This window comes from Caulobacter sp. (assembly GCF_017744445.1).
Classification (GTDB): Bacteria; Pseudomonadota; Alphaproteobacteria; order Caulobacterales; family Caulobacteraceae; genus Caulobacter.
The window spans coordinates 344,108-357,680 of sequence record NZ_JAGIBH010000005.1; the positions used below are offsets into that span (position 1 = coordinate 344,108).

A 13,573-nucleotide genomic window follows, 5' to 3' on the forward strand; every position below is an offset into this window, starting at 1 on the left:
CTTATACCCCGTTTTGGGGTCGCGCCGCTCACCGCGCGATCCGAAGCGTTCGCGGAGCCCGCTGAATGAAGGTTGTCAACGCCGTCTTCCCGTCCTCCGACCAGTTCGAAGACTTCTTCGGCGCGCCGGATGATGGTCCCTTCGTGATGGTCAACCTGTTGAAATTCAAGGACAAGGCTGAGTACGCGGACGGCTCGGACGCCGACCTGTCGGGCCGCGAGGCCTATGGCCGCTATGGCGCGGTCGTCACCGGCCTGATCGAGGCTCTGGGCGGGCGAATCCGTTACAGCGGCGCGGTCACCGGCCTGCTGCTGGGCGAGGTCGACGACCTGTGGGACGCCGTGGCCCTGGCCGAGTACCCATCCCTGGCCGCCTTCCAGGCCATGGCCGTCTCGCCCGAGATGCACGCCATCGAGCACCACCGCAAGGCGGGCCTGGCCGGCCAGCTGAACATCCGCACGCGCCCGGCCCAGGGCTATGAGCCGCGCGGCCTGCACAACGACGACCGGATGTGGAAGCCGGAGCTGGCGGGTGCGCTGAACTAGTCCCGCAATACCGTGCGGAAGCCCACGTGCGAGGCCCCGGTGTCGGGTGGCCCCGGCGTGCGCGCGGCTGGCCGGTAGCGGAAGCAGAAGTCGTCCGTGCACAGGAATGAACCGCCCTTGACCACGTGCTTGGGCGTATTGGGCTCGTCAGGATCCAGGGCGCGCGCCTGCGGCGGACCGCCGGTCTCCACGACCTCCGGCGCTTCCAGGCCCGGCCGGAACCAATCCTTGGTCCACTCCCAGACATTGCCGGCCATGTCGACCAGGCCAAAGCCGTTGGGCGGATAGCAGCCCACCGGCGCGGGACTGGCCTTGTAGCCGTCGGTCCCGAGATCCTCCGCCGGGAATGGGCCCTGCCAGGTATTGGCCTTGGGATGCGCCTCGTCCTGCGGCTGGTCGCCCCAGGCGTAGCGCTTGCCGACCAGGCCGCCGCGCGCGGCGTATTCCCACTCGGCCTCGGTCGGCAGGTCGCGGCCCAGCCACCGGGCGTAGGCCATGGCGTCCGCCCAGGCGATGTGGACGACCGGCCAGGCGTCCTTGCCGCGAATGTTGGAGCCAGGCCCGGCCGGATGGCGCCAGTCGGCGCCCGGGACCACCTGCCACCACTGTGAGGGATCGTCCGACCTCGCCGCCTTCGCCCCCACGAAGACAAGCGAGGCCGGACGCCGCTGCGCCGCCGTCAGCTGGGCGTAGCGCGCGGGATCGAGCGGCCGCTCGGCCACGGTGCGATAACCCGTGGCCTCGACGAACCGCGCGAAGGCGGCATTGGTGACCTCGGTGCGGTCGATCCAGAATGGCGCGACCTTCACCGCTTGCGGCGGCCCCTCCTCGGGTCGCAGCGGCGCCGCACCCATCAGGAAATCGCCCCCGGCCAGCCGGACCATGCCCGCCGTGCGGTGGGCCGGATCGGCGATCGGCAGGTCGGCCAGGCAAGCCTTGGGCGCCGGCTTGCACGCCGCCAGCGCCAGGACGCCCAGAACCGCAAGCGCCTTCAGTTGTCCCAATAGACGTACTCGTCGCTGGGCTTGGGCTTCTGGCCGCCCGGATGGTCGATGTAGAAGGCGCCCGAGATCAGCGACGGCCAGGCCGGCTTGACCATCTGGCCGTCCAGTTGGGCCAGGGTGGCCTGCAGCTCGCGCAGCTTCTCAGGCCTGGCCTTGGACAGGTCGTGACGCTCGGTGGGGTCGGTCGACAGGTCGAACAGCCAGGTCCGGTTCGGCTCCTGCGCGACCTGCAGCTTCCAGCCGCCCGCCAGCACGGTCTTGTAGCGGCCCGAGCGCCAGTAGATCGCCTTGTGCGGATCGCCGCTGGCCTGCCCCTTCACGAGGGGCACGAGGTCGACGCCGTCCATCACCCGGTCCTTGGGCGCGGCCGCGCCGGCCGCCCCGGCGGCGGTGGCGAAGATGTCCACGTGGCCCACGGGGCTGCGATAGACCGCGCCGGCCGGCAGCTGGCTCGGCCAGCGCAGCAGGAACGGCACGTGGATGCCGCCCTCGAAGAAGGTCGCCTTCCAGCCGCGATACGGCCGGTTGATGTCGGGCAGGCCGATATAGTTGGCCCCACCGTTGTCGGAGGTGAAGATCACCAGGGTGTTGTCGTCCAGGCCCTTGTCCTTCAGCGCCTGCAGCACCCGACCGATGTTGCGGTCCAGGTTGCGGACCATGGCGGCATAGACCCGCATCCGGTGGTCCTTGATCTGGCTCAGGGCGTCATAATCGGCCTTGGGCGCCTGCAGCGGCGTGTGGACGGCGTTGTAGGCCAGATACAGGAAGAATGGCCGGTTCTTGTTGGCGTCGATCGACTTGATCGCCTCGTCCGTCAGGTAGTCGGTCATGTAGCTGGACGGCTTGAACATCTTGCCGCCGTTGTACTGCACGGCGAACGGCAAGGCGCCCCACAGGAACTTGTCGATCGGGTCCCAGTCCTGGCGCGACTCCTCGACCGTCTTGTCGCCCACCGGCGCGAACAGCGAGGCGCCGGCCATGAAGCCCAGGCTCTCGTCGAAACCCTGGTCCTCCGGCCGCGAGCCCTTCACCCCGCCCAGGTGCCACTTGCCCAGGTGGATGGTGTGGTAGCCGCGGGTCTTCAGCGCCTCGGCGATCGTGATCTCGGTCGATGGCACGGCCTCGGTGTTGTCGTCCTTGGGCGTGTTCTTCACCTCGTCCTTGTTGAAGTGCGAGGGATGCAGCGGGTCGCCCGCATGACCGCCGACGACGCGGGAGAAGGCCACCGGCGTGGGCGTGAACTCGAAGCCGAAGCGGGTGGCGTAGCGGCCGGTCATGATCGCCGCCCGCGACGGGGCGCAGGTGGCGTTGCCGCTATAGCCGTTGGCGAAGGTGACGCCCTGGTGGGCGATCGAGTCGATGGCCGGGGTCGGCACGGCCCCGCCCGCGACGCCGCCGCCGTTCAGGGTGATGTCGTTGTAGCCCAGGTCGTCGGCCAGGATGAACACCACGTTCGGCGGTCGCTGCCCTTCCGGCGGCGCGGCCGGCCCCTGGATCCAGGTCACCGGCTGGTTGGCCTCGATCTTGGGCTGCCGCGACTTGGCGATCAGGATGATCAGGTCGAAGCGGAACCACCAGGCTAGGCCGCCGACGACCGCCAGCGTCCCGACCGCCGCCAGGAGCCCTTTCCAGGCCTTCATCACGCGCCTCCCTGTTTGAGTCAGACCATATATTGACATTCATCGTGCCGCTAGATGTCATCCACCCGACACTTGGAGGCTCAGCCCTTGTCTCTGCGCACCGCCCTCATGCGCGGCGTGACCGCCGCCCTGACCAGCCCCGCCCGGCGCAAGCTGGCGCGCGACCTCGCCGCCCTGCGAGCCAAGCTGCGCGGCGAAAAGCCGGCCGTCCGCTATTTCCATCAGGCCGACGACCCTTATTCGCACTTGGCCGCGCAGATGCTGCCGCGCCTGCGGGCCCGCTACGACGTCGAGATCACGACCTGGCTGGTCCCGCCACCCGAGGACTCGGCCGCGCCGGACCGCGAGCGCCTGCGAGACTACGGCCTGCGCGACGCCGCCCGCCTGGCGCGCGCCCGGGGCCTGGGTTTCCCCAACAAAGCCGCCCTGCCCGATCCGGAAGCCGTGCGCCGGCTGGAGGTCGTGCTGGCCGACGCCCTGGAGCGCGGCCGCCTCGAGGAGGTCGCCTCCGCTGCTGGAGCAGCTCTCTGGTCCGGTGATACGCGCACCCTGGCCGGCATGGCCGCCTGGGCCAGCGGCCAGGACCCTCGCCTCGTGGACGACATCCTGATCGCCGGCGAGATGCAGCGTGCGCGGATGGGCCACTATCTGGGCGGCATGTTCCACTTCGAGGACGAGTGGTTCTGGGGCGTCGACCGCCTGGGCTGGCTGGAACGCCGGCTGGCCGACCGGGGCCTGGACCGCGAAGCCGGAACGCCGCCGCTGGCCCCGGCCCTGGAGCCCACGCTGAGCCCGCCCTTGGGCCTGGCCGCGCCGACGATCGAGCTGTGGTTCTCCTTCCGCAGCCCCTATTCCTGGCTCGTGCTGCCGCGCATCCGGCAACTGGCGCAGGCCTATGGCGCCAAGCTCGAGCTGCGCCCCATCCTGCCGATGGTCATGCGCGGCCTGGCCGTGCCGCGCGTCAAGACCCTGTACATCGCCCTGGACTGCAAGCGCGAAGCCGAGCGCCTGGGGCTGCCGTTCGGCAAGATCGTCGATCCGGTCGGCGCGGGGGCCGAGCGCGCCCTGGCGATGTTGCACCATGCAATCCCGCTGGGCCTGGGCGAAGACTTCGCCGAGCTGGGCCTGAAGGCCGCCTTCGCCGATGGTGTCGCCCTGGCCGAGGACGCGGGTCTCTATGCCGTCGCCCGCCGCGCCGGCCTAACCAACGCGCAAACCACTGCCGCCCTTGCCGACGAGAGCTGGCGCGACCGGGTCGAGACCAACCGCGCCGCCCTGCTGGACGCGGGCCTGTGGGGCGCGCCCAGCTTCCGGGTCAGCGGCCAGCCGGCGCACTGGGGCCAGGATCGCCTCTGGATGCTGGAGGACGACATCCGCGCGGCTATGGAGCCGATGCGGGGTTATGCGCCGAACGGATTGTCGGGATAGACCGACGAGCCCTTTGCCGCCTCGCCTAGCTCTGCCCGACCGCAGATCTCCAGCGCCGTCAGGGCGTAGATCAAGGCGCTGTCGGCCAGGTCCTTGGGCCTCGGCCGCCAGCGGCGCGGGCCTGTGGTGATGGCCGGTACGCGGTGCATGTTGAAGACGTTGTGGTCGCGCCACATGCTCGAATAGACAGGGTTGGCGCGTTCGGCGGCATGGCCCAAGCCCAGCCGCGTGGCGGCGTCCACCGCCCCGACCAGCGGCGCGACCTCGCCCGCATCGGCCTCGAAGCCATGGCGAACCACCACCGGCTCGACCTCGAACCGCCCGACGCCGGCCGCGCGGGCCATGGCCTCCAGGGCATGCTGCACGTCGGCGACCTTCTGGCGCGGGTTCAGGCCGACCTCCAGATAGAGGCTGACCACCTCGGTCCCGTCGCCGAACTGGAACGGCACGCCGCCCCGGATGGCGCACAGCTGCACCTTGGGCTCGGCGATCCCGCCGGTGCTCTCGAAGCGGCTGGCTGCTTCCCACTGGCGGGTCCAGGCGTGGATGGCGTCGGTCAGCTTGCCGACGCGATAGATCGGGTTCGGATGGTCGCCAGCGGCGTCCGGATGGCGCAGCAGCGGGGTGAAAGTCCCCTCACCCCAAAGCCTTAGGCGGAATACCGCATAACCGCAGCCGACGCTGGTCCAGCCGAAGTCGCAGCCCTCGGCGGCGATGGCGTAGTCCGGCGCGACGCCGCCGTGGTGGAACAGGTAGTGGGCGCCGATGTCCTTGCCCAGGAAGGCGATCCCGCTGTGCTCCTCGATCGGCTCAGGCCCGATCTCGCCGGGGCAGGCCGTCAGATACATCTTCCCGGCCAAGCCGTAGCCGGCCTTCTTCAAGGCTTTCGCCGCGATCAGGAAGCAGCTCATCGGCCCGCGATCATTGGCGATCGGATAGCCGCGCAGCTGGCCGTCCTCCAGCCAGCAGCGCTCCCACTCCGGATCGGCCAAGCTGGCGGGGCTGTACTTGTGGACGTCGAGGTTCGGGTCGCGGGTCGGGCTCTCGGTGTCGAGGTGCGCCGTGAACAGCAGGTTCTTGCCGACACCCAGGCCGCCATAGGTCCCGATGACGTTGAACCGCTCCGGCGTCGCCCCGACCTTGCGCGGGGAAAAGCCCTCGCGCGCCATCCAGTCATGGACGAACTCACCGGCCGCCTTCTCTTCGCCCGAGCGGCTGGGGATGTTGCCCAGGGTCAGGGCCAGCTCGGTGAGCTCAGCTTCATCGATGGCGGCGGCGATCGCATCGCAATCGACTTGAGTGACCATCAGGCGCCCCAGACGGCGGCGACGCTGTCCGCATCGGTCAGGATCGCAGTGTTCAGCGCCATCATCTTCAGGGCCCCGGCGTGCAGGTCCGGCTCATAGGCCGCGCAGGCGTCGGCGGCGATGAACACATGGTAGTCGTGGTTGAAAGCGTCCTTGGCCGTGTCGGCGACGCAGCATTCCGTCGTCAGGCCGGCGATCACCAGCGTGTCGACCTCCAAGGCCGTCAGCTGTGCATGGATGTCCGTATCCCAGAACGGGCTGTAGCGGGTCTTGCGGAAGAGCAGTTCGCCCGGCGCGGGCCGCGGGCCGACGAAGTCGCTGCCGGGCGAGCCCGCGCGGCACAGCGCCGGACCCGCCTCGGGATCGTTGCCCAGCCGTCGCATCCGCTCGTCCCAGGCGTCGGAGTCGGTCTCCGGCGTCGTGAACAGGCCCACGAAGACCACCGGCACACCTGCCGCCCGGGCCGAAACCGCCAGGCGCTCGGCCGCCGTCAGGGCCGCTGGCACGGTCGAGAGATCCAGTCCCCACTGGCCGCTCAAGCCCTCGGGCGAGGCGAAATCGACCTGCATGTCGACGATCACCAGCGCCGTGCGGTCGGGCGCGATCCAGTGTTCCAGGTTCACGAGAACACCGAACGCAGCTGCGGCAGGATCTCGGAGCCGAACATCGACAGTCCCTCCACATAGTCGGGGAAGATCAGCATCAGGCCGTCCAGCTCGCACTCGGTCATGAAGGCCTCGACCTGCTCGCGACAGGTTGCGGGTGACCCGACCATGGTCTGGGTCATGAACGCGCCCTGCTTCTGGGCCACGGCGTCCAGGCGCTCGGGCGGCACGCCCCAGCTGGCCAGCATGGCCACGATCGCCCCCATGTCCGCGCCCTGCGCATAGCGCCGGGCCAGGGCCTCGGCGCTGGCGTCGCTCTCGGCGTGGATGATCGTGCACATGGCGTAGGTGCGGACGGTCTTGCCCAGGGTCGCGGCCAGGGCCTTGGCCCGCCGCGAGGCTTCGCGGTGCTCTTCGCGCGAGCGCCCGCCGATGAAGCAGGCGTCGGCCTCGCGCACCGAGAACTGGAAGCCCCGGTCGGACATGCCCGCGCAGATCAGCTCGGGACGCGGCGCCGACATCGGCTTGGGCTTGGACTGGCAGTCCTTCATCGTGAAGTACTTGCCGGCGAAGTCGACGCTGTCCTCGGTCCACAGGCGCTTGACGATGGTCGTCCATTCCTCGGCCAGGGCGTAGCGGTCGTCGTGGGAGAGCGAATCGTCCCAGGCGCTCATCTGGTCGAACTCGGCCTTGTAGGCGCCGGCGACGATGTTCAGCCCGGCCCGGCCGCCGCTGATGTGGTCCAGGGTGGCGATCATCTTGGCGGCCACCGCCGGGTTCTGCAGCAGCGGATGCACCGTGGCCCAGATGCGCACGCGCTTGGTCGCCTCGGCGATAGCGGCCATCAGGGTCACCGACTCGAGCGAGGTTCCCCAATGGTCGGTCTCGCCGCCAAAGCCGCGGAACTTGCCCATCGACATGACGAAATCCATGCCGACCTCGTCGGCCTTGATCGCGGCGGCCCGGTTCTGGGCGTACAGCCCGTCCAGCGTGGGCGTGGTCTTGGAGACGATCCAGCCGCCGTTAGCCACCGGCAGGAAGACGCCGAAATCCTTGTGTTGCGCGGGTCGATCGAACATGGCGCGGATCATCACGCGCTTCGGTGACGTAAACAACACATGCGGCGCCCGCACTTGACGCTGCGTCAGCGACCGCCATCTGCAAGCAACTTACATGCGCCAGGACCGCGCACCGGAAAACAAAGGTCTTGGGCGAACGGCGGCGTAGGACTATCCATTCCCCAAATGCTCACCCAGACCGATGGCGTCTCCGCCGTCCCCCCTGTTGAAACCGCCGCAGAACGGGCCCGCAATCGCCGCCGGGCGCCGGTCCGTCGCCTGCGCTTCGCTTTGGCCGTCTTCGCCATCGGCATTGGCGTGGCCGTGGTCGGCCAGGCGTCGCTGCGCAGCTTCGCCTCGAACAAGACCCAGACCCAGGCGGCCAACACGCCCCTGGTCCTGGACAAGCCGCGCTTCACGGGCGTGCTGAAGGACGGCCGAGCCTTCCTGATCACCGCCCAGCACGCCGAGCGCGACGCCAAGGACCAGAACCTGGTGCGCCTGACCTCCCCGCTGCTGGTGCGCGGTTACGGCGCGGCCGATCCCAGCCAGGCCACGGCCAAGACCGGCCTCTATCGCGAGGCCGAACACACCCTGCTGCTGTCCCAGGACGTGAAGATCACCAGCGCCGAGGGTTACGCCTTCGACGCCCCGCAGGCGCTGATCGACATGCGCACCGGCGAGGTCAGCGGCAATTCGGGCATCGCCGGCGAAGGTCCCAAGGGCAGCACCCAGGCCAACAGCTACAACGTCACCGACAAGGGCGACCGCGTCGTGCTGAAGGGCCGCGTGCGCACGCGGCTGGAGCCCGGGCGCTGACGTGGCCGCCGCCAAACGCGTCTGCTTCCTCTACATCGCGCAACACCATCAGGTCTGGCACAGCCTGTCGGTGGCCGTCGCCATGGCTAGACGCTGGCCGACCATCAAGGTCGAGATCGCCGCGACCACGCCCGAACTGATCGACTATGTCGCCAGCCTGCTGGCCGAGCTGGGCGGCGCGCCGATCGAGCTCGTTTTGCTGCCGCCGGCCTGGCTGCGTCGCCTGGGCAGCGGGGCGCCGCCCAAGGCGCCGATGCTGATCGCCAACGCCCTGCGCCTGGCCCGCTATGACGCGGTGATCACACCCGAGCGCACCACTGCCCTACTCCGCCGCATCGGCGTGCGCCATCCGCTGCTGGTCTACACCCAGCACGGGGCCGGCGACCGCGAAGGTCCGTTCGAGCCGCGCCTGAAGTTGTTCGACCTGGTCATGGCCGCCGGCCGCAAGCAGCGCGACCGGATGATGGACGAGGGCTGGGTCACCGAAGACACCTGCGCCATGGTCGGCTACCCCAAGTTCGACCTGGTCGACGAGCTGCCCCAGCGCGAAGTCCCGCGTTTCGACAAGCCCGGCCCGGTGGTGCTGTACAACCCGCACTTCCATGCTGAACTCGGCTCGTGGCCCAAGTGGGGCCAGCAGGTGCTGGAATATTTCGCGGCCAACGACCGCTACAACCTGATCTTCGCCCCGCACATCCGGCTGTTCGAGACCGCCTCGATGGACGAACGCGGGGCGTTCAAGCGCTTCGCCGAGAACCCACGCATCCATGTCGACCTGGGCGGCCCGGCGGCGGCGGACATGACGTACACCAAGGCCGCCGACCTCTATCTGGGCGACGTCTCTAGCCAGGTCTACGAGTTCCTGCGCACGCCCAAGCCGTGCCTGTTCCTCAACAGCAGCGGCGCGTCCTGGTGTGGCGATCCCAGCTTCCATCACTGGCTGTACGGCCCGGTGCTGGAGAACGTCGACAATCTGGGCGAAGCGCTGGACCAGGCCTTCGCGACCCACGACGACTATCGCGAGACCCAGGCCTGGGGGATCGACGAGACCTTCGACGTCAGCAACACCCCCGCCTCGTTGCGCGCGGCTCGCGCCATCGTCGACAAGCTGGAGCGCGCGGCATGACCGACGCCGCGCCGCCGCCTGTTTCCCCGCTCAAGAAGGTGCTGAGCAATGCCGGCCAGCTGCTGAGCGGCCGCGTGGTCAACGCCGTCGTCGGCCTGGCCTACATCGCCCTGACCGCCCGGAGCCTCGGCAAGGAAGCCATGGGCGTGGTGGTGCTGATCAACGCCTTCGCCCAGTTCCTGGGCGAGGTGGCGCACTTCCAATCCTGGCAGACCCTGATCACGTACGGCACGGCCCCGGCCATGGACGACGACAAGCCCAAGTTCCAGCAGGTGCTGCGGCTGTCGCTGCTGCTGGACCTGATCAGCGGCGTGCTGGGCACGGCCCTGGGCATCGGCGGGGCCTTCCTGTTCTGGCGGCAACTGCAATGGCCGGCGGACATGAGCGGCTATGGCGCGCTGTATGCCCTGTCGATCGGCGTGATGACCTCGGCCACGGGCGTGGGCCTGCTGCGTCTGTTCGACCGCTTCCGCTTCCTGGCGGCCCAGCAGGCGGTCAGTTCGCTGGTGCGGATGATCGGTTGCGCGATCTGCGCCGTGACCAATGCCCCAATCCAGTGGTTCCTGCTGGCCTGGGCGGCCGGCACCTTCGTCTCGTTCTTCTACATCGCTGGCATCGCGATCTGGGACCTGAACAAGCGCGGCCTGCTGCAGGGCTTCACCCTGGTGGGCCCGACCAGCCAAGGCATGCCCGGCGTCTGGCGCTTCGCGATGGCCACGAACTTCTCCAGCACGGTCGATGTCGGCTTCACCCACGTGTTGACCCTGGTGGTCGGCGCCATGCTGGGTCCGGTGCAGGCGGCCTACTGGCGGATCGGCAAGCAGGTGGCCGACGGCATGGCCAAGCCGGCCCGGCTGATGGTGCCGGCCATGTATCCCGAACTGGCCAAAATGCGTACGACGGGCGGCCAGCAGGCCATGACCAAGCTGGCCATGCAGATCGGCCTGATCGGCGGCGCGGCCGCCGGCGTGCTGCTGCTGGTCAGCCTGGTCGCCGGCAAGTGGATCCTCGAGATCGTGATGGGCAAGGCCTTCGGTGACGCCGCCGGCGTCATGAACTGGCAGGTGGCCGCCGCGGCCATCGCCATCCTGTCCCTGCCGCTGGAGCCCATGCTGGTCTCGATGCGCGCCGCCGGCGCCGCCTTGGCCGTTCGCCTGGTGGTCGTTATCGCCTATCTCGCGGCCCTCGCACCGCTTATCAACGCCTTCGGCCTGACCGGAGCGGGCGCCGCACTGGTTGCGTCCGCTTTGGCGATGGCCGTGGGCATGTATTTCATGGCGCGTCACAGGCTCGCCCGACTCGCGACGGAGGAAGGCTCCGCGCGCACCGACAAAGACGATGAAAGACTATCCTATGATCACCCCCACGGCGCCTGAGCGTACTGTCCGGTTCGCCGACTTCCCGACCCTGACCCAGGCGCTGGACTTCGCCGCCAAGGGTGAGACGGGCGTCAATCTGTACTCGCTGCGCGGCGAGCTGGTCGAAGCCATCCCCTACGCCAAGCTGCGCGAGGACGCCCTGGTGCTGGCGCGCCGCCTGCTGGCCACGGGCGCCAAGGTCGGCGACAGCGTGGCCCTGCTGGCCGAGACCGACACCGACTTCGTGCGGGCCTTCTTCGCCTGCCAATATGCCGGGCTGCTGCCGGCGCCGATGGCCCTGCCGACCCCGCTGGGCGGCCGCGCGGCCTATATCGAGCAGATCAAGAACCTGGTGACCTCGGCCAAGGCCAAGATCCTGATCGGCCCGGTCGGCCTGAAGGACTGGATCGCCGAGATCGGCGAGGCCGCGGGCCTGGAATTCGCCGGCGTCCTGGCAGACCTGCCGGAAGACGGCGGCGCCGAACTCCCCACGATCACCCCGGACAGCCCCTGCTATCTCCAGTTCTCGTCGGGCAGCACCCGCACCCCGACCGGCGTTCTGGTCCTGCACAAGGCCCTGATGGCCAACTGCGTGGCGATCACCCGCGATGGCCTGCAGGTCGTGCCGAGCGACCGCGCCATCTCGTGGCTCCCGCTCTACCACGACATGGGCCTGATCGGCTTCCTGCTGGCCCCGCTGAGCTGCCAGATGTCGGTCGACCTGCTGCCGACCGGCGCGTTCGTGCGCCGTCCGCTGCTGTGGATCGACCTGATCTCGCGCAACAAGGCCACCACCGCCTATAGCCCCACCTTCGGCTACGAGCTGTGCGCCCGCCGCGTCCAGGGCCAGTCGCTCGAGAGCTACGACCTCAGCCACTGGCGCCAGGCGGGCCTGGGCGGCGACATGATCCGCATGCCGCCGCTGAAGGCCTTCGCCGAGGCGTTCGGTCCGGCCGGCTTCTCGGACAAGGCGTTCGTGGCCAGCTACGGCATGGCCGAGGCGACCCTGGCCCTGTCGATGGCCCCGCTGGGCAAGGGCCTGCGCGCCGAGACCCTGGATGTCGAACGCCTGGAACGTGACAACCTCGCCGTCGACGCCCCGGAAGGCTCGGACCGCGCCCGCGACTTCGCCCGCTGCGGCCCCGCCCTGCCCGATCACTTCCTGGAAGTCCGCGACGAGAACGGCGCGGTCCTGCCCGAGCGCGGCGTCGGCCGCATCTTCGCCAAGGGCCCCTCGATCATGAGCGGCTACTTCGCCAATCCGGACGAGAGCGCCCGCGTGCTGTCGGCCGACGGCTGGCTGGACACCGGCGACATCGGCTTCAAGATCGAAGGCGAGATCGTCATCACCGGCCGCGCCAAGGACCTGATCATCCTCAATGGCCGCAACATCTGGCCGCAGGACCTGGAGTGGACCGCCGACCACGAGATCGACGGCCTGCGCAGCGGCGATGTCTGCGCCTTCGCCATCCCGGCCGAACCGGAAGACCAGATCGTGGTGCTGGTTCAGGCGCGCGGCGGCGACGCCGACAGCCGCGCGGCCCTGGTCGAACAGGTCACTACCCTGCTGCGCACGCGCCACGGCGTCGACGCCAAGGTGAAACTGGTCGGCGCCCACGCCCTGCCCCAGACCTCGTCGGGCAAGCTCAGCCGCTCCAAGGCCAAGGTCGCCTACCTGGCCGGGAACTACGGTGACTAGGCGTATCGCAGCCGTCACCGGCGCCACGGGCTTCCTGGGCCGTCACCTGGTCCGCGCCCTGGCCCGGGACGGCTGGACGCCCCGCGTCCTGGTGCGCCGCGACCCAGTCCACCCGTTCTGGCGCGATATCGAGGTCGAGGTCGTCGTCGGCGACCTCAAGACCCCTGGCGCGCTGGATCGCATGAGCCAAGGCGCCGAGGTCGTCATCCACGTGGCCGGCCTGATTAAGGCCGCCTCGCTGGAAGGCTTCAACGCCGTCAACCGCGACGGAGCCGCCGCCGCCGCCCAGGCCGCCAAGGAGGCCGGCGCGCGCTTCATCCTCGTTTCCAGCCAGGCCGCCCGCGAGCCGCAGCTGTCGAACTACGCCGCCAGCAAGCGTGCGGGCGAGGATGCGGTCCTCGAAGTCCTGCCCGACGCCCTGATCGTGCGTCCGCCGACCATCTATGGTCCTGGCGACACCGAGACCCTGGTCCTGTTCAAGCTGGCCGCGAAAAGCCCGGTCCTGCCAGTGCTGTCGCCCGATATGCGGATCGCCATGATCCACGTCCAGGACGCGGCGGCCAAGCTTGCAAGCTATTGCAAAAACCCGATTTCGGGCCTGGTAGAGCTCTCGGATGTGCGGCGCGACGGTTACACCTTGGCGGAAATCATGAGCGCGGCGGGTGCGACAATGGGCGCAAACCCGCGCCTAGCAAGGCTTCCCGACGGCGTACTGGCTTTGGCCGGAAACCTAGCGGACGCTTGGTCTTTCGCCACAAGAACCCCGACAGTTTTCGGCTCCGGCAAGGTTCGGGAGTTGCTTCACCGCGATTGGTCCCTATCTAGCGCTCCGATGTCTGAGGGAGTACCCAGCGTGTTCGGCCTGATGGACGGGTTTGCTCACACCGTCGATTGGTACCGAACTGAGGGCTGGTTGCCTGAAAATATCGTCGCCTAATTCGAATAAGGCGGAAATCTGACAGACTCGCCGTTACAGTAGTGTCA

At 69.0% G+C, this 13,573-nt stretch carries 12 protein-coding genes; 7 read left to right on the plus strand and 5 right to left on the minus strand.

The genetic code is table 11. The features are described 5' to 3' along the window. Positions 1 to 65: 65 nt before the first annotated feature. Positions 66 to 545 carry a DUF1330 domain-containing protein gene (locus J7528_RS09790; RefSeq protein ID WP_291873397.1) on the plus strand — a complete coding sequence of 160 codons (480 nt, stop codon included), beginning with the start codon at positions 66 to 68 and terminating at the stop codon, positions 543 to 545. Here J7528_RS09790 and J7528_RS09795 read toward each other — a convergent pair. Next, positions 542 to 1,549 (minus strand): formylglycine-generating enzyme family protein, encoded by a 1,008-nt coding sequence (locus tag J7528_RS09795; protein WP_291873399.1) that lies wholly within the window; start codon positions 1,547 to 1,549, stop codon positions 542 to 544. The two genes, J7528_RS09790 and J7528_RS09795, sit on opposite strands and share 4 nt — an antisense overlap. After that, positions 1,537 to 3,189 (minus strand): sulfatase-like hydrolase/transferase, encoded by a 1,653-nt coding sequence (locus tag J7528_RS09800; RefSeq protein WP_291873401.1) that lies wholly within the window; start codon positions 3,187 to 3,189, stop codon positions 1,537 to 1,539. Before J7528_RS09800 ends, J7528_RS09795 begins: the two co-directional genes overlap by 13 nt. Positions 3,190 to 3,243: 54 nt before the next feature. Between J7528_RS09800 and J7528_RS09805 the strand changes: the two genes are divergently transcribed. After that, positions 3,244 to 4,617, plus strand: coding sequence for a DsbA family protein (locus tag J7528_RS09805; protein WP_291873403.1), 1,374 nt, complete (start codon positions 3,244 to 3,246; stop codon positions 4,615 to 4,617). Here the strand turns inward: J7528_RS09805 and J7528_RS09810 are convergent. From J7528_RS09810 to J7528_RS09820, 3 genes are read right to left on the minus strand one after another with little or no spacing between them, the layout of a single operon-like run. After that, positions 4,590 to 5,924: a peptidase M20 gene (locus J7528_RS09810; protein WP_291873405.1), complete on the minus strand. Its 1,335-nt coding sequence runs from the start codon at positions 5,922 to 5,924 to the stop codon at positions 4,590 to 4,592. The two genes, J7528_RS09805 and J7528_RS09810, sit on opposite strands and share 28 nt — an antisense overlap. Continuing rightward, entirely contained in the window at positions 5,924 to 6,547 is a 624-nt protein-coding gene (locus J7528_RS09815; RefSeq protein ID WP_291873407.1) for a cysteine hydrolase, read from the minus strand. Before J7528_RS09815 ends, J7528_RS09810 begins: the two co-directional genes overlap by 1 nt. Further along, positions 6,544 to 7,608, minus strand: coding sequence for an LLM class flavin-dependent oxidoreductase (locus J7528_RS09820; RefSeq protein WP_291873410.1), 1,065 nt, complete (start codon positions 7,606 to 7,608; stop codon positions 6,544 to 6,546). The genes J7528_RS09815 and J7528_RS09820 overlap by 4 nt, the downstream gene beginning before the upstream one ends. 165 nt (positions 7,609 to 7,773) lie before the next feature. Here J7528_RS09820 and lptC point away from each other — a divergent pair, with 165 nt between their 5' ends. The 5 genes from lptC to cerR are packed head-to-tail and all read left to right on the plus strand — an operon-like array spanning position 7,774 to position 13,526. Next, positions 7,774 to 8,406: an LPS export ABC transporter periplasmic protein LptC gene (lptC, locus tag J7528_RS09825; protein ID WP_291873411.1), complete on the plus strand. Its 633-nt coding sequence runs from the start codon at positions 7,774 to 7,776 to the stop codon at positions 8,404 to 8,406. A 1-nt stretch (position 8,407) separates the two neighbouring features. Further along, complete coding sequence (locus tag J7528_RS09830) at positions 8,408 to 9,532, plus strand: glycerophosphotransferase (protein WP_291873413.1); 1,125 nt, start codon at positions 8,408 to 8,410, stop codon at positions 9,530 to 9,532. Further along, positions 9,529 to 10,908: a lipopolysaccharide biosynthesis protein gene (locus J7528_RS09835; RefSeq protein ID WP_291873415.1), complete on the plus strand. Its 1,380-nt coding sequence runs from the start codon at positions 9,529 to 9,531 to the stop codon at positions 10,906 to 10,908. Before J7528_RS09830 ends, J7528_RS09835 begins: the two co-directional genes overlap by 4 nt. Continuing rightward, positions 10,871 to 12,589: a fatty acyl-AMP ligase gene (locus J7528_RS09840; protein ID WP_291873418.1), complete on the plus strand. Its 1,719-nt coding sequence runs from the start codon at positions 10,871 to 10,873 to the stop codon at positions 12,587 to 12,589. Before J7528_RS09835 ends, J7528_RS09840 begins: the two co-directional genes overlap by 38 nt. Beyond that, entirely contained in the window at positions 12,582 to 13,526 is a 945-nt protein-coding gene (gene cerR, locus J7528_RS09845) for a ceramide reductase (RefSeq protein ID WP_291873420.1), read from the plus strand. Before J7528_RS09840 ends, cerR begins: the two co-directional genes overlap by 8 nt. The last annotated feature ends 47 nt before the right edge of the window (positions 13,527 to 13,573 follow it).